This is a genomic window from Corallococcus sicarius (assembly GCF_003611735.1).
Lineage (GTDB): Bacteria > Myxococcota > Myxococcia > Myxococcales > Myxococcaceae > Corallococcus > Corallococcus sicarius.
Genome location: NZ_RAWG01000001.1, coordinates 1 through 21222, shown reverse-complemented (window position 1 = coordinate 21222; position 21222 = coordinate 1). Strand labels below are relative to the sequence as shown.

14 protein-coding genes are annotated in these 21222 nt (G+C 69.7%); 6 read left to right on the top strand and 8 right to left on the bottom strand.

What is annotated here, in order from left to right; translation table 11 throughout:
- The first annotated feature begins 186 nt into the window (after positions 1–186).
- Positions 187–1611 (top strand): YncE family protein, encoded by a 1425-nt coding sequence (locus tag D7X12_RS00070; protein WP_147443464.1) that lies wholly within the window; start codon positions 187–189, stop codon positions 1609–1611.
- 21 nt (positions 1612–1632) lie between these two features.
- Here the strand turns inward: D7X12_RS00070 and D7X12_RS00065 are convergent, their stop codons facing one another.
- Positions 1633–2649 carry a hypothetical protein gene (locus D7X12_RS00065; protein ID WP_120623215.1) on the bottom strand — a complete coding sequence of 339 codons (1017 nt, stop codon included), beginning with the start codon at positions 2647–2649 and terminating at the stop codon, positions 1633–1635.
- A gap of 225 nt (positions 2650–2874) precedes the next feature.
- Here D7X12_RS00065 and D7X12_RS00060 point away from each other — a divergent pair, with 225 nt between their 5' ends.
- Positions 2875–4470 carry a S8 family peptidase gene (locus D7X12_RS00060; RefSeq protein ID WP_120623214.1) on the top strand — a complete coding sequence of 532 codons (1596 nt, stop codon included), beginning with the start codon at positions 2875–2877 and terminating at the stop codon, positions 4468–4470.
- On the opposite strand, the gene D7X12_RS00055 is transcribed toward D7X12_RS00060, so the two are convergent.
- On the bottom strand, positions 4451–5026 hold the full coding sequence (locus D7X12_RS00055) for a hypothetical protein (RefSeq protein ID WP_120623213.1): 576 nt from the start codon (positions 5024–5026) through the stop codon (positions 4451–4453). The two genes, D7X12_RS00060 and D7X12_RS00055, sit on opposite strands and share 20 nt — an antisense overlap.
- 409 nt (positions 5027–5435) lie before the next feature.
- On the opposite strand from D7X12_RS00055, the gene D7X12_RS00050 reads away from it, so the two are divergent.
- The 3 genes from D7X12_RS00050 to D7X12_RS00040 all read left to right on the top strand — a co-directional run bounded on the left by D7X12_RS00050 (position 5436) and on the right by D7X12_RS00040 (position 10729).
- Positions 5436–6983 (top strand): eCIS core domain-containing protein, encoded by a 1548-nt coding sequence (locus tag D7X12_RS00050; RefSeq protein WP_120623212.1) that lies wholly within the window; start codon positions 5436–5438, stop codon positions 6981–6983.
- Between the two features lie 3 nt (positions 6984–6986).
- On the top strand, positions 6987–7406 hold the full coding sequence (locus tag D7X12_RS00045) for a hypothetical protein (RefSeq protein WP_120623211.1): 420 nt from the start codon (positions 6987–6989) through the stop codon (positions 7404–7406).
- A 104-nt stretch (positions 7407–7510) separates the two neighbouring features.
- Entirely contained in the window at positions 7511–10729 is a 3219-nt protein-coding gene (locus D7X12_RS00040; protein ID WP_120623210.1) for a Kelch repeat-containing protein, read from the top strand.
- Between the two features lie 81 nt (positions 10730–10810).
- Here D7X12_RS00040 and D7X12_RS00035 read toward each other — a convergent pair whose 3' ends face one another.
- The 6 genes from D7X12_RS00035 to D7X12_RS00010 all read right to left on the bottom strand — a co-directional run bounded on the left by D7X12_RS00035 (position 10811) and on the right by D7X12_RS00010 (position 19812).
- The gene (locus D7X12_RS00035; protein WP_120623209.1) at positions 10811–11098 is read right to left on the bottom strand and encodes a hypothetical protein; all 288 of its coding nucleotides are present in this window, start codon (positions 11096–11098) and stop codon (positions 10811–10813) included.
- 336 nt (positions 11099–11434) lie between these two features.
- On the bottom strand, positions 11435–11932 hold the full coding sequence (locus D7X12_RS00030) for a hypothetical protein (RefSeq protein WP_120623208.1): 498 nt from the start codon (positions 11930–11932) through the stop codon (positions 11435–11437).
- 997 nt (positions 11933–12929) lie between these two features.
- Entirely contained in the window at positions 12930–14669 is a 1740-nt protein-coding gene (locus tag D7X12_RS00025) for an Hsp70 family protein (protein WP_120623207.1), read from the bottom strand.
- A 4-nt stretch (positions 14670–14673) separates the two neighbouring features.
- The gene (locus D7X12_RS00020) at positions 14674–16125 is read right to left on the bottom strand and encodes a hypothetical protein (RefSeq protein ID WP_147443463.1); all 1452 of its coding nucleotides are present in this window, start codon (positions 16123–16125) and stop codon (positions 14674–14676) included.
- A gap of 106 nt (positions 16126–16231) precedes the next feature.
- Positions 16232–16633, bottom strand: a complete 402-nt coding sequence (locus tag D7X12_RS00015) for a sigma-54-dependent transcriptional regulator (RefSeq protein ID WP_120623205.1) — start codon at positions 16631–16633, stop codon at positions 16232–16234.
- Positions 16634–16659: 26 nt separating this feature from the next.
- Positions 16660–19812, bottom strand: a complete 3153-nt coding sequence (locus D7X12_RS00010) for an ATP-binding protein (protein WP_120623204.1) — start codon at positions 19810–19812, stop codon at positions 16660–16662.
- 224 nt (positions 19813–20036) lie between these two features.
- Between D7X12_RS00010 and D7X12_RS00005 the strand changes: the two genes are divergently transcribed.
- On the top strand, positions 20037–21215 hold the full coding sequence (locus D7X12_RS00005) for an alpha/beta hydrolase (protein WP_120623203.1): 1179 nt from the start codon (positions 20037–20039) through the stop codon (positions 21213–21215).
- Positions 21216–21222 lie beyond the last annotated feature (7 nt).

Below are 21222 nucleotides of genomic sequence, written 5' to 3'. Positions count from 1 at the left end.
CCAGCCCCGCTGCGCACCCAGCCCCGCGGGGCCGGTGAGGGGGGACCGCCGCTCCCCTCCGGAAGCGGGCCCCCGTAGAAATCGAGACTTCCTCCAGCCCATGGGGCCGGCCGCGTGCGTATCCCCTTCATGACTGGGACGGCACGCATGTCATTGCATGAGCGCCGTTCGTTCCTTGGGGGCGCCATGAGGATGCTGGGACTGCTGTTGCTGGGAGCGGGGCTGGCCGCGTGCCAGACGGAGCCGGGAGGCGGTGCGGATGCGGGCACGGAGGTGGATGCCGGGACGTCCTTCCCGACGTTGGCTCGGGACGCGCGCCTGCTGGAGGTGGATGCGAGTCAGCGCTTCCTCCTGTCCGTCCGCGCGGATGGCACCTACGCGCAGACGCTGCCGGAGGGCGAGGCCGTGCGCATCGCGGACGCGGCGGAGCGGGCCTTCACCGCGAGCGACGGCGACGCGGTCGTGCTCTGGAGCCCCCAGTATGGAGGGCTGACCCGGACGGTGTGGCTGTGGCGGCCCGGAACGGACGCGGCCATTGCCCTGACTTCCCGCGCCGGGCAGGTGGCGTATGACCTGGGGGTGTCCTTCGTCGCCTTCGATGAATACGACGAGGCGTCGGGGACGGACTCCGTGCGCGTGGCTCGCCTGGACACCTGCACCCGGGAGGCCTGTCCGCTCTGGACCCCACTCGAGCGCCCGTCGCGGGCCGTCCGTTTCCAGGCGGGAGGGACGACGCTGCTCGCTTCGGAGGGCCCCCAGGCGTGGCTCATCGACGTGCCGTCCGGCGCCCTCACGGAGCTGGGGCCGACGGTGTCCGATCCGGTCCTCTCCGCGGATGGCACCCGCTATGCCCTGTTCGACGCGGCGAACCACCTCCAGGTCTTCGACACGGCCACGCGGAAGCTCCAGTGGGAGCAGGTCTGGCGGGACGATGCCACACGGAAGAACTGGCACGTCTCCACCGCCATCATGACGGACATGGGGACCCTCATCCTGAACCTCAAGGCGGACAACACGCCGGAGACCGACTCCGTCGCCTGCGACGCGACGGGCTGCCGGGACATTGACGGGGGCGGCTGCCAGAACAGGGCCGGCAGCCCGGGGGTGGTGCTCTGTCGCGTCGAGACCTGCTCGCCGAATCGTTGCGATGCTGACGCGGCGTACCTGGATGGGATGGGACGCACGCTCGTCGACACCGCGACCACCCGCCGTTCCTCGGTGTATCCGGCCTTCAGCGCGGACCTCCACAATCAGGCCTGGACCGTGCGCGAGACCCGGGATGGCGCGAAGGTGGACACGCTGTGGTGGAGGTCGCCGGATGCGACGCGCCAGTCCCCGCTGGAGGGCCTGGCGGATTACACCCTGTTCAGGTTCACGCCAGACGCCCGCCAGGTGCTGTTCTCCCGCGCGCTGACGATCGCGGAGGGGAAGACCGAACACCGTCTGTCCGTCTGGGATGGAGAAGCCGTGTCCGACCTGGGGGTTCTGGAGGGTGAGCCCTTCGCGAACCCCATCTCCCCCATGGTGCGTGACAACCCGCCCACGCTGTACCTGACCGTCAGCCAGGGCGTGGGCGGATCCACCTCCGTCATTCGCGCACCGCTTCCGTAGTCAGGCGCCGCGAGGACGAAGTCAGCCCAGCGAGCCCCCTGCCTTCCCGGCGACCTTCCCCAGGATGTCGGTGAAGAAGGGCTCGGAGTAACCGGCCAGGAATGCCAGGAGGGCAAGCGCGGCTGGGTTCAGCTGCGCGAGCCCTCCCACCTGAAGCAAGCCGGAGGTGAACACCAGGGCGATGATCAGCGCCGCCGTGGCTCCAAGCACCGGCTGGGCCACGAACACGGTCCATGCCGAAATGAGCGCACGGATGCCCAAGGGCGTCTCCTGGGGGCGCACGTCGCCGGGACGCAGCGCTTCTCCCGCGCTGAGGGGCTGTTTGCTCAACTTGATTGCCCGGCTGAGCACACTGCCGACAGCACCGGCGAACAGGACCAGGAGGAGGAGGACCGAACCGATGGCCTCCCCCCACACCAGGGCGACGCTGAAGAGCGTCAGGAGGATCAGGAGCACCGCCGCCATGATGAGCAGTTGCCGCTGTCGCAGCCGCATCTTGGCCCGGTCGCGTCGGTATTCGTGGGCCTGGGCTCGCCGACGCTGGACCAGATACTCTCTGGCGCGGTCGATATCCAATGACTGCGCTCCCGTCGAGCCGTTCCCTGTCTCCGAAGCTGGACGCGCAGGTCGCAGCGACTCCGGTAGGTCCCGAGGAAACTCATTGAGGATCAGTCGTCGTACATAAGGGTCGTCGCCCAGCCGCACCAACATCACCTCCATCGCATCCGCCAGCTCCCAGACATTGTTCGCGGACAATTCTCGGGGAGAATCGAGTTGTGTCAGCAGGCAGCCGAGGAGTTCCTGGTTCTCCGGCGGCAGGCTGTCGCGCTCCTGCACTACGAAATAGAGGACGTCCTGGAGCTGGGTGGCGATCTTCTCCAGGTTCTTGGTCCTGACCGGATCCTCCGTCAGCCACAAGCGAGCCCGGCGTGACACGGGATTCAGCGCGTTCAGGTGTTCGCGGATCTCCTGCTCGCAGTGGTGAAGCTGCGCAATCAGTTTCTGCCGCGAGGGATGCCCGGAACGGGAGGGCTCCACCGCGGAGGCTCCTGAGCCATTCCCAGTCAACTGCGTCATTCATCGTCTCCGCCAGGCCTGGATGCGGTGCGGAATCTCTGTCTGGAAGCGGGCGCTGGGTATTGCCCCGTTGGATCGAGCCTCCGTCCTCTACTGGAGCTTCGAAGCCGGACTCCATGTCAGAACTGTATTATATGGGATCCCAGTAAGTTGGTTCTCTCTCGCCATTCGAACTGGAGCACTCCCATGCCGAAGACCTCTTCTCCCTCCCTGCGCCCGCTGCGTGGCGCGCTGGCGGGCCTGGCCCTGGTGGCCCTGGCCCCCGCCGCCGGAGCGACTCCCCGGGCCCTGGCGCCGCGCGCCGCGGTGGTGAAGCACACCGGGCACGAGCTGACCGCGGGCACTCCCGTGGAGCGCCTGGTGGTGAAGTTCCACGAGGGCAGCCGCGTTCGCCTGCGTGACAACGCCCTGGTGGCCCTTGTCTCCGAGCGCTCCTCCGCCGAACGCAGTCTGTTCTTCGGCCGCGGGATGTCCGAAGCCCGGCTCACGGAGGACCTGCGCTCCGTGGAGGCCCTGCTGGACCGCGCGCCGCGGACCCGGGGCCCGCAGCGGTTGATCCAGGAGGACGAGGCCACGCTGGAGGCGCGCAAGGCCTCCGGTGAGGCGCGGAGCGGTGAGCAGCTGGCGGACCTCAACCTCTACTTCCAGGTGCCGCTGCTGCCGGGCACCACGTCCGAGCGCGTGGCGGACGTCGTCGCCGCGCTCAACGCGCTGGACACCGTGGAGGTGGCCTACGCCGAACCTCCTGTCGAGGACGCCGCGGTGAACACGGGCCTGGACGCGGCGCTGCGGGGCGTGCTGGCCGCCGCCGACCTCCCGCCCACCACGCCGCTGTACACGGCCAACCAGGGCTACCTCAACGTGGCCCCGGGCGGCATCGATGCGAACTACGCGTGGACGGTGGCCGGCGGCACCGGCACGGGCGTGCGAATCATTGACGTGGAGACGGGCTGGAACCGGTCGCACGAGGACATGCCCAACCTCGTCTACGTGGGCGTCGCGGGGACTGTCAGCGACCACGGCACCGCCGTGCTCGGAGAGCTGGTGGCGGCGAACAACGCCTACGGCATGAAGGGCATCGCCTACGGGGCCCAGATGGGCGTCGAATCCCATACGCCGCAGGGCCTGACGACGGCCCTCTCCAAGGCCGTCACCGCGGCGGGCCCGGGTGGCATCGTGCTCGTCGAGGTCCACCGCCTGGGCCCCAATGACGGCACGGCGTGCACGTGCAACACCAGCCAGTGCCACTACATCGCCGTGGAGTACTGGCAGGCCGAATACGACATCATCCGCAACGCCACCGCCAACGGCGTCATCGTCGTGGAGGCGGCCGGCAACGGCAGCGCCAACCTGGACGCCGCTGCCTACGCGGGGCGCTTCAACCGCGCCACGCGCGACTCGGGCGCCATCATCGTCGGCGCGAGCACGGCCACCACGCGCGCGCCCATGTGCTGGACCAACTTCGGCGGCCGCGTGGACGTCCACGGTTGGGGTGAGCGCGTGGCCACCATGGGCTACGGCGACCTGTTCGGCTCCACCTATGGCGTCAACCAGTACTACACGGCCACCTTCAGCGGCACCTCCAGCGCCTCGCCCATCGTCACGGGCGCGGCCGCCAGCGCGCAGGGTGTGGCGCGCGCCAATGGCAGCCTCCTGACCTCCGTGCAGATGCGCGGCCTGCTGCGCAACAACGGCACTGCCCAGGCCGCGGACGCCCGGCAGATTGGCCCGCTGCCCGACCTGCGCAAGATGTTGCCCAAGGTCATCTCCGGCAACTACTGACCGCGGGCTTCACCTGGAAGAGCGGGCCGCGCGTCTCCACCTTCAGCTGGCCCTCGTTGATGGCCACGCTGAGCCGGCGCAGGAGCTCCACTTGCTGCTGGGGCGTGAGCGAGGGCACGGCCGCCGACAGCTCGCGCGCCTGGGCATCCCCCCACCGGCGGGCATCGAGGGCCCGGTCCACCACCTCGTTGCCGCGGGCCCAGGCCGCGGCATTCTGCGCGTCCGGCGCGGGGGGTTCCCGAGGTGCCGGGGCCTCCCGGGGCCCGGCGTTGGAGGCCTGGGCCTGCAACGCGCGGGTCACGGCCTGCTCGATGCGCGCGTCCAGGTCCGAGAGCAGCGCGGGCGCCGGGGAGGGCACGCCGGCTGGCGCCACGGCGGGACCCTGCCGCTGCGCGAGCAACTGGTGGAGCTGCCCCTCCATCCGCTCCAGCCGGGCTTGGAGCTCCTGGGCGCTGGTGGAGGCGCGCTGGCCCTGCACGAAGAGGGCAAGCCCCGCGCTGTCGTAGGTGACCTGCAGGTTCGAATCCGAGTTCAGCGAGCGGATCGTCGCGATCATTCCGGCGTCGATGGTCGCGCAGCTCGCGCTGACCCCGGAGGCATCCTTCGCGTCGCAATACCCGACGCCCGTCGAGACGGAAGAACACCACAGGTACTGCAGGCCGTCCGAGCTGTTGCGGGGCGTCCCCAGGTTCCCGCTGAAAGCGCGGGTGAACCCGGTGGCCGCGTGGGTGACGAGCCTCCCGACTGGTAGGGCTCGAAGAAATACACGGGCGCCAGCAGGCGGCCCGCCTCCCCTGGGACGCCCGACGCTCCGGAGGGACGAAAGCACCCTCGCGGGGGACCCCGGAGGCAACTCACGCCGGAGCACGGCGACAATCCGAGGGGGTTGCCTCGATTTGAGGCGGATTCATGGCTCCGATGTAAGTCTGACTTTTCTCGAATCCTGTTGAAGGGGGCGTGGCCGAATGAAGATTCAACCGAAGGTGCCACTGCTGGAGCCTCGCAAGGCGCTCGCGGCAGGCGGATCGGCTCCGGCGAGGAGCCCCGGAGCGGCCCCCGCGGAGACGCCCGGTGCGACGGCTCGCAAGGCGGGCTTCTCGCAGGCCAGTGAGTTCAACCGCAAGACGCCCGACGTGGCGTCCACGTTCCGGCGGGAGTTTGGCGCGCTGGCTTCGGACAAGCAGCAGTTCCACGACACGATGCGGACCGTGTACGGCGAGGGCTACAACGCCATCCAGGCCGAACAGTTCCGGCAGAAGGCCCAGGGAGGCGACTTCGGCTGGCTTCCCACGGTGAAGCTCGTGCCCCCCGAGACGTTGGAGGGGGCGTACGGCGCCTATGACGCCGATTCGGGGACGGTGCTGATCAACGATTCGCTGGCCCCCGCCCTGGCCGCCTCCACCTTCGTGGAGGAAGCGGGCCACCACCTGGACACGAAGCTCAACACCCAGGACACGGTCGGCGACGAAGGGGAGCTGTTCCGCCGCGTGCTCTCCGGCGAGAAGCTGTCGCCCGGACAGGTGTCGGAGCTCCGCGCGGAGAACGACAAGGGCACGCTCCAGATTGACGGCAAGGCCACGGAGGTCGAGTTCCGCAAGAAGGGGGGCTTCTTCAAGCGCGCCGCCAACTTCATTGGCGATAAGGCGAAGGTGGTGGGCAACGCCTTCAAGGACGCAGGCGAGTTCGTGGGCGGGCTGGTCGGCGGCGGAGCCAAGGCCGTGGGCAAGGCGGCCACGGCGGTCTGGAAGGGGGTGCAGACGATGGTCCCCCGGGTGGGTGACGCGACGCGCAGCCTTCTCACGGGCGTGAAGAGCGCCGTGGTGGGGCAGGCGCGCAACCTTTCGGAAGGCGTGGGCACCTTCTTTGGCGGCGTGGGCAAGCTCTTCCAGGGCAAGGGCGGTGAAGGCCTCAAGCAGATGGGAATGGGCTTGGTGAAGGTGTTCGTGCAGTCACCCGTCGACGTCCTGATGATGTCGGGGGGACGCACCATCAGCGCGGTGCAGACACTGATTGGCCTGGAGCCGGTGGGCCGCAAGCCCACGGCGGATGAGATTGCCACCCTCCGCCAAGTGTACGGAGACAGCATCGACTACTCCGCCATGCGCATCAAGGAAGGCAAGGCCGGGCTGTTCAGCGCAACCCAACGCGCCTTCACCCACGGCGACACCATCTACATCCCGCCGGAGGACATGCCGATGACTTCGGAGCTCCTGGTGCACGAGTCGGCGCACGTCTGGCAACACCAGAATGGCGGGACGGACTACATGAGCGAGGCGCTGTGGGCCCAGCACTTTGGTGAAGCCTACGAGTTTGACGGCGCGTTGGACGCGGGCAAGACCTGGAGCGAGCTGGATCCGGAGCAGCAGGGAGAACTGCTGTCGCAAGCCCAGCGCCAGGGCTACTTCGACGAGCCCGTCGGCGCCCGTCCCTTCATCGCCGAGAATGGCACGGACTACACGGACGCCCTGGTCGATGCGCTCGCGCAGGTGCGGGCCGGCAAGGGAGCCCCCTAGCCCATGAAGTCGCCGCGCTTCGCCAGCCCGCTGCCAGCCTTCGTCCTGACGCTGATGCTGTTGCTGCTCTGCGCCTGCCGCCCGCGCATCCAGGTGATGCTGGTGGCGGACGCGGCGCGGCTTCCAGCCCCCCGCTTCGAGGTGGAGGATCCCGAGCACCCCGACCGTCCCCGCTACGACACCGTCAAGGTGATGGACAGGTCCGGGGAGCTGCTCTGGCACCTGCGGGCCGCGCCGTTTGGCGAGAGCAACAGCGTCCGGGCCCTGACCTACGGAGAGGCCCCCGGAGGCTTTGAAGTGGTGGAGGGTCCCCAGGCGCTCCAGCCAGGAGGGCGCTACGCGCTCTTCGTGATTGGGGGGAACCGGGGCTCCCTCCACTTCGACGTGGACGCGGAGGGCCACGTCGTCGCCGTTCCACCGTGACGGCGGCGACGGCGGCGCCGTCACTCCAAGAATCACCCGGGATGACCTAGAGTGCGGCCGTGCTCCCCACACCGGGTTCGAGCACGCTCGAAAGTGTCAGCCCCATGCCCCACGTCGAATCCTCCGAAGCGCCTTCGCGTGCCATCTCCGAGCCGCGATGCCGGTCTCCCCGCGCGAAGTCCCTCACCCCGCTCACCGTGGCGCTCCTGCTCGCGCTCACCGCCTGCGGGCCGGACCTGACGCAGCAGGGGACGTGGGGGCAGGGCGCCGCGGCGGCGCTCACCTCCACGGCGACCCTGTCCATGGTGCGAGACAACCACACGGCGACGTTGCTGCCGGACGGCCGGGTGCTCGTGGTGGGCGGAGTGGTCTCCAGCAGCAACGCCCTCGTCAGCGCGGAGCTGTTCAACCCGGCCACCGGCACCTGGTCCGCGACCGGCTCGCTGGCCCAAGGCCGCTTCAACCATGCGGCGACGCTGCTCCCCGACGGCCGGGTGCTCGTGACGGGAGGACGCGGGAGCGGTGAGGTCGGCGCCCTCGCCAGCGCGGAGCTGTATGACCCGGCCACGGGAACGTGGTCCTCCACGGGCTCGCTCTCGGTGGCTCGCTACTTCCACTCGGTGACGCTGCTGAACACCGGCAAGGTGCTGGTGGCAGGGGGCCTGGGTGTCGGCGTCACGGGGTCCAACATCCTCGCCAGCGCGGAGCTGTATGATCCGGCCACCGGCACCTGGGCGAACACCGGCGCCATGCCGAACGTCCGCTACACCCACCAGGTGACGGCGCTGCTCACGGGCAAGGCGCTCCTCGTGGGCGGTCGTACCGCGGCCGGCGCCTACTCCGCCGCGTGCCTGCTCTACAATCCGGCGACCGGTACCTGGGCGGCGACGGGTGCGCTCCCCGCGTACCGTGCCTATCCCGGACAGACGCTGCTGCCCGATGGCCGGGTGCTGGTGACCGGGGGAAGCAACGCGAACGTCAGCCTCGCCACGGCCGTGGCGTACAACCCGGCCGCGGGCACCTGGGCCGCCACCGCCGCGATGGCGGAGGGTCTCTCCTTTCACTCCTCGACCCTGCTGGCGCAGGGCCGGGTGCTCCTCGCGGGCGGAGGCAAGACGGTCCAGGTGTATGACCCTGTGACGGGTTCCTCCACGGTGGGCCGTCTTACGCAGTCCCGCTCCAACCACACGGCGACGACGCTGCAGGATGGCCGGGTGCTCGTGGTGGGCGGCACCGGCACCAACGGCTTCGCGCTCGCGACCTCCGAAGTGTTCGACCCGACCACGGGCTCGTGGGTGCAGACTCCGACCCTGGCCGAGGCCCGCCAGCTCCACACCGCGACGACGCTGGACGACGGCCGGGTGCTCGTCGTGGGCGGGCTGGGCGCCAACGGTTCCCTCACCAGTGCCGAGCTCGCGGACCCCGCCACGGGCACCGTGTCCGTCACCGGCCCGCTGGCCCAGGCCCGCGACAGCCACACGGCCACGCAGCTGACGGATGGCCGGGTGCTCGTCACCGGCGGAAGGGACGCCAGCGGCGCGCTCGCCACCTGCGAACTGTTGGATCCGGCCACCGGCACCTGGACGACGACGGGCTCGCTCGCGCAGGCCCGCCGCCTCCACACGGCGACGCTGCTGTCCGATGGCAGGGTGCTCGTCACCGGCGGTTTTGGGGCCAGCGCCCCCCTCGCGATCAGCGAGGTGTTCGACCCGGCCACCGGCGCCTGGACGACGACGGGCTCGCTGGCGGCGGCGCGCTCGCTCCACACCGCGACGCTGCTGCCCACAGGCAAGGTGCTCGTCGCGGGCGGCAGGAGCGCCACCGCGGCCCTGGCCACCGCCCAGCTCTATGATCCGGCCACCGGCGTCTGGAGCGCGACGGGGGCCCTGACGGCGCGTTCCGCTCACACGGCGACGCTGCTGGACAACGGCAAGGTGCTGGTGGCCGGCGGAGATGGCGCCACCGTGGCCCTGGCCACGGCCCAACTGTATGACCCGGCCACCGGCGTGTGGACCGCGGCGGGTTCGATGGCGGTGGGGCGCTCCAGCCACACGGCGACGCTGCTGCCGGATGGCCAGGTGCTGATGACGGGCGGCAAGGTCGCCACCGGTTTTGTCTCCAGCACCGAACTCTTCGTTCCGGTGCTGGGCGTCTGGCACACCTCCGCTCCGCTCACGACGAGCCGCGCCTGGCACACCGCGACCGCGCTGCCCGACGGCAAGGTGCTCGTCATCGCGGGGCTCGGCCCCAGCGGCACCCTGCGCGGCTTCGAGCTGTTTGATCCGGCCGTCGAAACCTGGAAGGCGACCGGGCCGCTCGCGCAGGCGCGTCGCTACCACACGGCGACGCTGCTGCTGGACGGCCGGGTGCTCGTGGTGGGAGGGCAGGGGCCCGCCGGCGCGCTGGCGAGCGCGGAGCTGTATGATCCGGCCACCGGCACCTGGGCCCCCACGGGCGCGCTCACCGGGGCCCGCTACAGCCACACCGCGACGCTGCTGAGCAATGGCCAGGTGCTCGTGGTGGGAGGCATTGGCACGGCGGCCCTCGCCACGGCGCAGCTGTATGATCCGGCGACGGGCCTCTGGACCGACACGGGCTCGCTGGCCCAGGCCCGCTACAGCCACACCGCGACGCCGCTGCCTGGCGGCAAGGTGCTCGTGGTGGGAGGCCATGGCACGGCGGGCCTTGCCACGGCGCAGCTGTATGATCCAACGACGGGCGTCTGGACCGCCACGGGCTCGCTGCCAGCGGCCCGCCTCAATCACACGGCGACGTTGCTGCCCGCGCAGTTCCAGATGACGCCGGGGCAGGTCCTCGTGGTGGGCGGCCAGAGTTCCACCGCCATCACCTCGGCCCTCGCCACGGCCGTGCAATACAGCCCGACGACGGGCACCTGGAGCGCGGTGAGCGCACTGACCCTCGCCCAGGCCCGTGCCTGGCACACCGCGACGCTACAGCCTGACGGCAAGCTGCTCGTGGCGGGTGGGACGGGCACCGCCGCCTCGCTTGCCACGGCCCAGCTGGTCAATCCGTTCTTCAAGAGCCCCTCCGTGGCCGTCACGGGAGGGCTCATTCAAGCCCGCTCGCGCTACACGGCGACGACGCTGCAGGATGGCCGGGTGCTCGTGGCGGGCGGGACGGGCACCACCGTCATCCTCGGCAGCGTAGAGGTGTATGCCTCCGGCACGTGGTCGAACACCGCCACGCTCATCCAGGCCCGCCGGGCGCACACGGCGACCCGGCTCCCCAACGGCCAGGTGCTCGTGGTGGGCGGAGAGAACGGCACCAGCCTGCCGTACCTCGCGAGCGCCGAGCTGTACTGAACCGCGGGCTGCACAGGGGCGTCGCCTCGCGGATCATGCGAAGCGACGCCCCGCGACAGACGTTGGCGGGGCAGCGGGTGGCTAACCCCGGGCCTCGGGCTCGCGGCAGACGGCCTCCGACGCATCCTCTTCGGTCTGGGAGGGCGCGGGCTGGACGGAGGCCTGCGGCTCGGACGGAGCGACCGGCGAGGCGCCGATGCAGACGCCGTAGCCACCGCAGGTGGTGATGCGGCCGGCCTCCAGACACAGGGCGCTGCACGACATCGTTTCACAGTAGTCGTTGGTGCAATCCGGCGGCCGGGCGCTGGCGGACAGTGGCGCGAGGAGCAGGGCGGGAACCAGGAGCAGGGAGCGGGGGAGCAGCGTCATGAGGCACCTCGGGAACGGGTAGCACCATTGCGGCGGAAGACTGTCCGGTGACAGGACAGTCCTGCGCATGCTCGCCCGGAACCCAATGACTGATCAAACCCGAAAGGGACCTCCTGGTATCGCCCGCGGAGATTGAAGCGGCAGTGCGCGCGCCGCACGCGCTGGAGAAGTACGAAACGCAGAAGCTGTCGCCCTGGCTGCGGTGCAAGTACGTCACCGTGCTTTCTTCGCGGGACGCATCCGGACACTTCTTCGCTTCTTCGGGAGTGTGGTCGAGCACGTCTTCAACCAGCAGGTGGAGGAGCACCTGCGGCGTATGTCGGGCACACCCATGGGTCAACGGAGCTGTGCGGGCAACGGACTGAGGAGCCGTGCTACCTCGGCGCGCCGGAAGGCGAGGAACTCCCGGATGTGCACGGAGGTGCCGACAGGGTCGGCCCACGTGAATCGATCCAGCTCCCATTTTTCAGACGAGGCAGCAGGGATGGAGAACTCGGCCGGGAGCAGGCGGCAATCCGAGCCGTAGAGGCTCTGCGCGCGGCGAATCAAGAGGTTCCGGAGAGCCCCCGCGAAATCAGTAGGGCGGATCAGATTGCAAGGGACATACACGGTATTGGCGGCGCTGGTGTACAGGCCAAAGAGTGGCCGCGTGGGCGTCGATGGCGAGGTGCGCGCGAACTCATCAGACGCGCGGTTCCGGTGTTGCTTGTGATCGGCCAAGTGGGCCAGGGAGTAGCCTTCCGGGCCGTTTTGGGCGAACTTCGCGCCCCGAAACACGAAGGACCAGAGCTGCTTCGGGTAGCCGTTGTCGTCGAGGCGGAGGGCACCCGTCATCACTCCCGCCGGGAGCGAAGTGTGTCCGCGGTATGCCGCTACCTCGTGACTGCCTGCATGGCGGCGTACCCCCGGAAACACACATGGCGATCCATCCCAGAGATAGATTTCCGGATCGATTCCCCGCTCTAACAATACCCTCGACCAATCCTCCCGGTGCTGCGCGGTGTCCTCGACAACCGCACGGACGATGTCAGGGTGAAGGTAACGAACCAGTGGTATGGCGGCTTGGGCGAGTTGGAGTACGTCAGCCTCGCTGGGCTGTGGCCAGGCCGGCCAGCCAGCCCGGAGAGAGCGTGCAGTCCGGCCTGGTTGCGGCGCCAGGAGGTCCGTCGGACGAGCCATGAGTTGCACACTGCCAGCCCTGAACTGCTTGTAGAGCTTTACCGCCTGACGAAGCGTCGACGTGCCGGTGTACTGATCCCCATCAATTGGTATTCCGTGGCGCGGCGGTCTCCCTGCCCGTGCCTCCTGCTTCGGGTACTTGAGGCGCTGGAGGAGTAACTCCAGGCCATCCCGCTCGAAATGAAGGTCGAGATTTCCCTCATACCGCTCAACTGTTCGGCAGGTGGACACGCGCGAAGCGCGCGCCCCGGGATTCATCCGGGTTCCTCGCTCCGTTATGTAGGTCTCAGCGAGCCAGCGGTGAAAGGCAGCCTCATTCATGTTGATTTATCGGGACTGCCGGGAACGGTGGTGGCGAGTGCGTGGGGGCGACGCTACAGGGCGGGGAAGTCCTGGCAGCATTCTACCATCTGGCATCGAACTGGCGCCCCCAGCGATGGCCCTGTCCTCAACTTCAACTTCGCGAGTGGCCCCCTGTTGAACGTCCGCGCCTGCACCAGGCCCACCCGTTGGTGGGCCGCGTTCTGGGAGGGCGTGGGCTGCACGGAGGGAAGGCTCCGCCCTGCGTGAAGTCCTTCCGGCGGGGCAATCACAAGCCAGACTCAGGGTCACAATGGCTGTGTGGAAGGCCGCCGCGCTTCATGATTCCGCCTCAGCGCTCCCGGAAGTGTCGCACCATCGCGTTGAGCCGCTCGCGGACCTCGCCGATGCGCGCGGCCTCCTGGGACTCCAGCGCCAGGCGGAAGGCGGCGATGGCCGCTGCGAGCTCGTCCCGCAGCGGGCCCGTGAGCTGGACGAACAGGGCGTCCGCGCGCGCCATCGCGGTGGTGTTGGGCAGGGCGTCGCGCGGATGGAGCTTGAGTCCGCTCATCCGCTGACGTGCCTCCTCCAACTGCGTCGGCGTCAGACGCCCGGGGCGCTGTTCGATGACGAAGGCGGACTTGCGCCCGGTGGACACCACCGTCATCTCCACCTCCAGGATGCCGTTGAGGTCGTAGCTGAAGCGCACGTCCACGGACTGCTCACTGGCGGGCGCGGGCGGCAGGCCCTGGAGGAGGTACTCGCCCAGCTTGACGTTGTCCTCACAGCGGGCGTGTTCGCCCTGGTAGACCTCCAGGCGGATCTCCCGCTGGAAGTCGCCGCTGGTGAAGTAGCGCTCCACGCGGCTCGTGGGGATGACGGTGCCGCGCTCCAGGATGGGGCTGAAGATGCCGCTGATGTGTTGCCGGCCCTCACGCGCCGCGGTGGCGACGCCCAGCGTGAAGGGCGCCACGTCGGTGACGACCAGGTCCTCCACCGCCCGGTCCCCGCCCTTCATCGCCCCCTGCACCGCGGCCCCCAGCGCCACGGCCTCGTCCGGTGGCAGCTTGCGCAAAGGCAGCCGGCCGAACAGCTCCGCGCTCAGGGACGCCACGCACGTCATGCGCGTGGAGCCGCCCACCAGCAGCACCTCGTCCACGTCCTTCGCCTGGAGCGACGCGTCCTTGAGCGCCTGACGGATGGGCCCCCGCACGCGCTCCAGCACCGGGGCCCAGGCGTGGTTCGCCTCCTCGCGGGTCAGCTCCAGGTCCAGGGTCACCCGGCGGCCCGTCTCCAGCGGAAGGTCGGGCAGCACCAGCCGCGTGCGCTCCGACGAGGAGAGCCGGCGCTTCACGCCCTCGCACGCCTCGCGCAGGCGCGACCACGCGGCGGCGTGTTCCTCCAGGTCCAGGCCCTGCTTCTCGCGCCACGCGTGCGCCACGTGCCGCGCGAGCGCGGTGTCGAAGTCCTCGCCGCCCAGGCGCGCGTCGCCCGCGGAGGATTGGATTTCGATGACGCCCTCGATGATCTCCAGCACCGTCACGTCGAAGGTGCCGCCACCCAGGTCCAGCACCGCCACGCGCAGCTCGCGGTCGCGCTCGTGCAGGCCGTAGGCGAGCGCCGCGGCGGTGGGTTCGTTGATGATGCGCTCCACCTTCAGGCCCGCGATGGCGCCCGCATCCCGGGTGGCCTGCCGTTGCAGGTCTCCGAAGTAGGCGGGCACCGTCACCACCGCCTCCTCGACGGGCATGCCCAGGGCGGCCTCCGCGTCCCGCTTCAGCGAGCCCAGCACCAGCGCGGACAGCTCCTGCGGCGTGAAGGACCGGCCGCCCAGGATGCGCGGCCGCTCCAGGCCCATGTCGCGCTTGAAGGCCACCGCGCCGGAGGTGGGGTCCAACACCGCGCGGGCCTTCGCGGCCGCGCCCACCAGCACCTCGCCGTTCTCCGTGAGGCCCACCGCGCTGGGGGTGAGGACCTCGCCCAGCGCGTTGGGCACCACGGTGGGGCGGCCGTCGCGCATGACGGCCACCAGCGAGTACGTCGTCCCCAGATCGATGCCCACGATGGGGCTCCTGCCCTGACCATCACTCATCGGTTCATTCCGGACATACGTTCAAGAGGGCGCGCCGGAACTCCTCACGCGCGGACTTCAGTCTCTGGCGCTGGGCTTCCTGCACCAGGTCGGCCCCCGCGCCCAGGGCGGCAACCTGCGCTTCCAGTTGCCGCTCCACCGCGACCTGCTCGCCGAGCACCTTCGAACACCTGCCCTCCGCGCCCCACACCACCAGCTGTTGCAGCGTCCCGCAGAGCTGGTGCTTGTCTTGCGGCCCCAGGTGCGAGCAGAGCCGGGTCGCCAGCCGACGCGCCTCCACCACGACCGGCCGCTCCGTGCCGCTGGACTCCCGGCCCGACTGAAGGAAGAGGGACTTGAGCAGGAAGAACAGGAGGATGAACATCCCCGACGTGACACCGCGTCCCTGGGGCGACCCCGCCGCGTTCCGGAGGACCGTCAGCACCGTGGGGGATGGCAGCCCCGGCGTTCGCATCCGCGGCGACACCAGGAAGTCTTTCAGGCCCGGGGCGTGCGCACGCACCAGGCGGACCGCCTGCGCCGCTTCCTCGGGAGCACGGTCCTGGAGCGCCTGGAAGGCCTCGCGCGTGGGGGCCAGCTCCCCGTTGAGCAACGCCTGGGCCATCCCCGAGCGCAGGGCCGGGTCGAAGGCATCCGGCAACGCGTGCAGCTGCGCGAGCAGCGACCAGAATTGGGCGTAGTCACCGGACTGGATGGCATCCTGCAAGCCCTCACTCCGGACCCAGTCCCCGTAGCGACGTCCGACTTCGCGCGCGGGCCCGGGTTGGGATTGCCGGTGCAGCAGGAGCTGGACCTGCAGGAACCAGTCTGGAGGGGGCGGCGGCTCCTGGGGATTCGCGCCCATGCGCTCGAAGGCGGCCAGCGCGCACTTCGCGGCGCGAGCTCCGTCCCCCTGCTGGAGCAGTAGCTCCGTCAGGCTCCAGAAGAAGCCGTGGGGAGCGCCGGACTCCGCCAGCAGGGCCAGCTCCGCGTCCTCCAGTTCGCGGGGAAAGCGCTGCGCGAGTTCGAAGAGGAAGCCGGTGAAGCCCTGCCGGTACGCATCGCGATACACGACCAGGGCTTCTGGGAAGCGGTCCGCGGAGAGCAGCGCTTCGACCAGCCAGTGCCGGGGTTCGACCCTGTCTGGCAGTGCCTCCACCGCGCGGCGGGCCACCTCCACCGGTACCTCCAGGGGGGCGTCCGGCGGCAGCGCGCGGAACTCGGCGCGGAAGCGGTCGAACACGTCCTGGGGCAGCAGGGAGACGGGGCCCGCGGCGTCGGGGGGGCCCGCTTCTGGCGGGGGTGCGAGCGGTTCCGCCTGGGTGCGCGGCCCTTCACGTCCCTCGCGAGCGGCCAGCACCGTTTCGTAGGCCTGTCGCAGGCGTGCGAAGCCTTCGGGATCGGTCTCGGGTTTGCGAGTCTTCAACCGTCGCAGGTACGCACGGCGGACGGTGTCGTCTCCCGGGTCAGCGTCCACGCCCAGTTCCCGGAGGGATTCCTCGAAATCCATGCGGGTCGGAACGATAGCGCAGGAAGGACTTCACGGCACGTCAGGCATTGCCCAGCAAGGCGCGATGCGGCCTTCAGCACCTCTGCGCGGATGGCCCGTCAGGGGGCACTCGACCGTCAGCGATGGCCCGCTCCACGATTCGCAGCAGCTCGTCCATGTCGAAGGGTTTCTTGAGGTAGTCGTGCGCGCCCTCGCTCATGCACCGGCGGGCCGTCTCGCTGGACGCGTAGCCGGTGGCCACGATGACCTGGAGACAAGGGTGGCGCTGCTTCAGCGCCATGAGCGTCTCCACGCCGTCCATGCCCGGCATCTTCAGGTCCGTGATGACCAGGTCGAAGTGCTCCACCTCCGCCCGGGCGATGGCGGCGGCGCCGCAATCCGCGGTGCGGACGTCGTAGCCCTCCAGGGCGAGGATCATCTCCAGCGCCTCGCGGATGTCCTCCTCATCGTCGACCACCAGGATGCGGCCGGGCATCCGGGCCTCCTCTGGCAAGGCCCCGGTCACCCTTCGGCCCTGCCTGCCTCGGCGGCGACGCACGGCGCGTCCTTCGCGGGGAGCCACAGCCGCACCGTGGCCCCATGGCCCTCCTCGCTCTCCACGTCGATGGTGCCGCCCTGGCCCGTGATGAACTGCTGTGCCAGCGGCAGGCCCAGCCCCATGCCTTCACCCGGGGCCTTCGTCGTGAAGAACAAATCCAGGACTTGCGGCAGCACCGCGGGGGGAATGCCAGGCCCGCTGTCGAGCACCCTCACTTCCAGGCCCTGCTGGCCGCCCCGCGACAGCGGCCGCGCCTCGACCCGCACCGTGGCGCCCGCGGGGCTGGCCTCCAGCGCATTGGTCACCACGTTGAGCAGGGCGGTCTCCACCTCCGTGGCATTCACGTGGACCCAGGGCAGGGCAGTCGCGGGGAGCCCTGGCACCAGGCGCACCGTGCGGCGGTGGGCCTCGGGGCTGGCGGTGGCGAGCGCCCGCTCCACCAGCGCCCCCGCCGGGTGCCACGCGCGTTTCACGGGCGCCTGTCCGGAGAAATCCTGCAGCGCCGTCAGCAGGCACGCGCAGCGCTGCGACTGCCGCTCGATGACGAGCAGCGCCCGGTGCAGGAGCTTGGGGTCCACCGCGTGCCGGGCCAGCAGCTGGGCGTTCATCCGGATGGCGGCGAGGGGGTTGTTCAGCTCGTGGCAGAGCCCCGCGACCAACGTGCCCACCGCGGCCTGCCGGGCGCCCTCGACGACCTCCGCCTGCGTGTCGCGCAGGGTGTGCAGCGTGGCCTGCAGCTCGCGCGTCCGGGCGTCCAGTTCCACGTAGACGCGGTGAAGGCGCTCGGCGGCGCGCACCCGGGCCTTGAGCTCCGCGGGACTGAAGGGCTTGCCCAGGTAGTCATCCGCGCCCGCGTCCAGGCCGTACACCACGTCATCGTGACCGGTCTTCGCCGTCAGCAGCAGGAGGGGCACGTCCCGGAACCGGGGGTCGGCCTTGAGCCGCGCCGCCAGCTCCATGCCGTCCACCTCCGGCATCATCACGTCCGACACGATGACGTCCGGGCGGCGCCGCTGCACGGCATCCCACGCCTGCTGGCCGTTCTCCACCAGCTCCAGATCATAGCTGTCCGCCAGCAGCTCGGCCAGGTATGCGCGCATGCCCGGGTTGTCTTCGGCGATGAGCAGGTGCGGCGCGTCGCGTGCGGGCCTTCGGGGCTCCGCCTGTGATTGCTGCGGCGTCTGGAACTGCTGGAAGTAGGCCTGATGCGAGCCGGAGGGCTGACGCTCCTCCGGGCTCGCGTGGGTGGGGCGCGCCGGCTCCGCCGGGAGCCGCACGGTGAAGCAGGTGCCCTTTCCGGGCTCGCTCTCCACGCGGACGTGGCCGCCCATCAGCTCCGTGAACTCCTTCACGATGGCCAGGCCCATCCCCGTCCCCCCGTGCTGGCGAGTGGCGGAGCCGTCGAGCTGCTGGAAGCGCTGGAAGATGACCTCCTGTCTGTCTTTGGGAATCCCCGGTCCGGTGTCGCTCACGGACAGCTCCAGCTCCCCCTCCACACGCCGCAGGCGGACGGTCACGCGGCCTTCGGCGGGGGTGAACTTGAGGGCGTTGCCCAGCAGGTTGAGGACGAGCTTCTCGAACTTGCGCCCGTCCAGGAGGACGGTGCCGAGCGAGGCGTCGGGCTCGAAGCGCAGCTGAATCCGCCGCGAGCTTCCCGCGGGCCGGGCATCCTCCACGATGCCAGCGACCAGGGCGCAGACGTCCACGGGCTGCGGGGCGACCGAGAGCTGTCCTGCCCCCAGCTTCTGGTGGTCCAGGATGTCGTCCACGAGGTGGAAGAGCCGCACGGCGTTGCCGTGGATGCGCTCCAGCGCGTACCGGGTGCGGTCGGACAGGGTGCTGGTGGAGGACGCGAGCAGCGTGCCCAGCGGACCCAGGATGAGGGTCAGGGGCGTGCGCAGCTCGTGGCTCATGACGGTGAGGAATTCGTCCTTGGCGCGGGCCGCCTCTTCGGCGACCTGCTTCGCCTTCTGCAGCTCCGTCTCCATCCGCTTGCGCGCGGTGATGTCCACGTAGATGCCCAGCAGGCCGGTGACGTGCCCGTCCTGATTCCGGATGGGGACCTTGCTGGTGAGCAGCGTGCGCTGGGTGCCGTCGGAGCGGAGCACCGGCTCCTCGATGTCATGGAACGCCCGGCCCTGCTCCATCACCTCGCGGTCGACCTGGACGAAGAAATCCGCCTCCTCGCGCTTCTTCCACACGTCGTAGTCGCTCTTGCCCACGAGGTGCTCGAGCGTGCCCATGCCGGTGTCGTTGATGAAGTTCTGGTTGCCGCCCAGGAAGCGGCCCTTCCGGTCCTTCCAGAAGACCGCGTGGGGCACGTTGGCGATGACGTACTGAAGCACCGATTGTTGATGGCGGAGCACCTGGATGGCCCGCTCCCGCGCGGTCACGTCGAAGGCGATGCCAATGCCGCCGCTCAGGCTCCCCCGAGCATCGCGCAGTGGGGTGTAGTGCACTTCGAACCACGTCCCGTGCACGTTCCCCACCGCGGAGACCTCCTCACCCGCCAGCACGCGGTGGACGCTCTGGATGATCCAATCAATGTCCGCGTAGACCTTGAAGATGGACTCACCGACGAGTTCGCCCTGCGCCTTCCCAAGGCCTTCGACTCCCTTGCCTTCGGAGACCGTGAGGATGCCCTGCGTGTCGAACGCGAACAGGAGGACGGGCGTGTGGTCCAGCACCAGCCGGAGTCGTCGCTGGGCCTCTTCGAAGGAGCTGGGATCCCCACGAGGACTCCCGCGCGCGTACTCCAGGGAGACGTCGCGCACGAAGAGCCATCCCTGCCCGCGCCGCGGATGAAGGCGCACCTCCAGGCTCCGTCCGGAGCTGGCGCGATGCGCGACGAGCTTCGCGGGCTCCCCCCGTGCGAGCGCACGGAGGAGCGCTGGCTCGTCGAAGAGGGACTCCAGGCTCCGGCCCAGCAGCTCGGCGCGGGGCCGCTGGAGGAGACGCTCGGCGCCCGGGTTCACCGCCTGGACCTGCCCCAGGGCGTTGACCGCGATGACCCCGTCGTCCAGGGCCTCCGCGAGCTCCCATGCGGACACGCCCTCCAGGCCGCTGGCCTGGAAGGGAAGATGGGGCAGGGTGTCGTCACAGGGGTGCTGCGCCATGGCGCGGGGGCCTCAAGGGTGTAGGCAAAAGCTACGCATGTGCCCGCGCTGGAGCCATGCGACCTGTGCCCGGCATCCCTCATCGCCACAGCGAGCCGGAGGGCCTGGGCCCGGCAGCTTCACCCGGTGGTGGCAGCGGCATGAGGCAGACCCTGGCACTGGTCGGGCCATGTCTCGCGTCCTACCTTTTTCTGGACAGACATCACGCGAGGGGAAAGCCCATCATGTTGAAACCCTACCATCGTCAGATTCCGCTCTACACCTTGGAAGGGGTCCGGGATGCCCACGTCAGCCCGCACGCCTTCACCAGCGGCGACAAGCTGGGCCTGAGCATGCTGCGCTTCCAGCGGGAACCCAGCGAAGACGTGGTGCTCATCATCCATGGGCTCACCACGTCCACGGACATGTTCATCATGCCCGAGCACTACAACCTGGTGAGCTACCTGCTGGACCACGGCTTCCCCGACGTGTGGACGCTGGACTTCCGGATGAGCAACCGGTTCCCCTACAACCTCCAGCGCCAGCGCTTCGACATGGATGACATCGCCGCGTTCGACTTCCCGGCGGCGATCGCCGAGCTTCGCGCGCAGGTGGGGCCCGACGCGCGCATCCACGTCATCTGTCATTGCCTGGGCGCCGTGTCCTTCATGATGAGCCTGTTTGGCCGCGCCGTGACGGGCATCACCAGCGTCATCGCCAACAGCGTGGCGCTCACGCCGCGTGTCCCCAACTGGTCGAAGGTGAAGCTGTGGATGGCGCCCTTCTTCCTGGAGCAGCTCGCGGGCATGCCCTACCTCAACGCCGCTGGCGCGGAAGAGGGCGGGCTGTCACGCAACAAGCTGCTGGCGAAGGTGGCCGGGCTCATCCATCGCGAGTGCGACGTGCCGGCCTGCCACACCCTCAGCCTCATGTGGGGCACGGGCTTCCCCGCGCTCTACTCCCACGAGAACCTCCAGCCGGTGACCCACGAGCGGGGAGGCGACCTCTACGGCGCCACGGGCTTCCACTACTACCGCCACGTCCGGAAGATGGTGAAGGCGGGCGGCGCGGTGAAATACGACCGCCGCAAGTCCTCCCTCAGCCACCTGCCGGATGACTACTTCCAGTACGCGAAGGACATCCAGACGCCCGTGCTCTTCTACACGGGGGCGGACAACCACGTCTTCACCGACTCCAACATCGTCTGCCACCAGCGGTTGGAAACGCTGGTGCCTGGCAGACACGCGCTGCGCGTGGTGTCGGGTTACGGGCACCAGGATGTCTTCATGGGCAAGGACTGCCACCGGGACGTGTTCCCGCACTTCGTGTCCTGGCTGGAGAAGCACCGGGGCACGCGCTCCCGCCCCCTGCGTTTCGTCCCGTCCCCGCGTCCTGCCGAGCCGCCCTCCGCGCACGCGCACTGAAGGCGCC

Coding starts and splice junctions, on each gene's coding strand:
- D7X12_RS00070 (WP_147443464.1), top strand. CDS start 187: ATGAGGATGCTGGGACTGCTGTTGCTGGGAGCGGGGCTGGCCGCGTGC.
- D7X12_RS00060 (WP_120623214.1), top strand. CDS start 2,875: ATGCCGAAGACCTCTTCTCCCTCCCTGCGCCCGCTGCGTGGCGCGCTG.
- D7X12_RS00055 (WP_120623213.1), bottom strand. CDS start 5,026: ATGATCGCGACGATCCGCTCGCTGAACTCGGATTCGAACCTGCAGGTC.
- D7X12_RS00050 (WP_120623212.1), top strand. CDS start 5,436: ATGAAGATTCAACCGAAGGTGCCACTGCTGGAGCCTCGCAAGGCGCTC.
- D7X12_RS00045 (WP_120623211.1), top strand. CDS start 6,987: ATGAAGTCGCCGCGCTTCGCCAGCCCGCTGCCAGCCTTCGTCCTGACG.
- D7X12_RS00040 (WP_120623210.1), top strand. CDS start 7,511: ATGCCCCACGTCGAATCCTCCGAAGCGCCTTCGCGTGCCATCTCCGAG.
- D7X12_RS00035 (WP_120623209.1), bottom strand. CDS start 11,098: ATGACGCTGCTCCCCCGCTCCCTGCTCCTGGTTCCCGCCCTGCTCCTC.
- D7X12_RS00030 (WP_120623208.1), bottom strand. CDS start 11,932: ATGACGGGTGCCCTCCGCCTCGACGACAACGGCTACCCGAAGCAGCTC.
- D7X12_RS00025 (WP_120623207.1), bottom strand. CDS start 14,669: ATGAGTGATGGTCAGGGCAGGAGCCCCATCGTGGGCATCGATCTGGGG.
- D7X12_RS00015 (WP_120623205.1), bottom strand. CDS start 16,633: ATGCCCGGCCGCATCCTGGTGGTCGACGATGAGGAGGACATCCGCGAG.
- D7X12_RS00010 (WP_120623204.1), bottom strand. CDS start 19,812: ATGGCGCAGCACCCCTGTGACGACACCCTGCCCCATCTTCCCTTCCAG.
- D7X12_RS00005 (WP_120623203.1), top strand. CDS start 20,037: ATGTTGAAACCCTACCATCGTCAGATTCCGCTCTACACCTTGGAAGGG.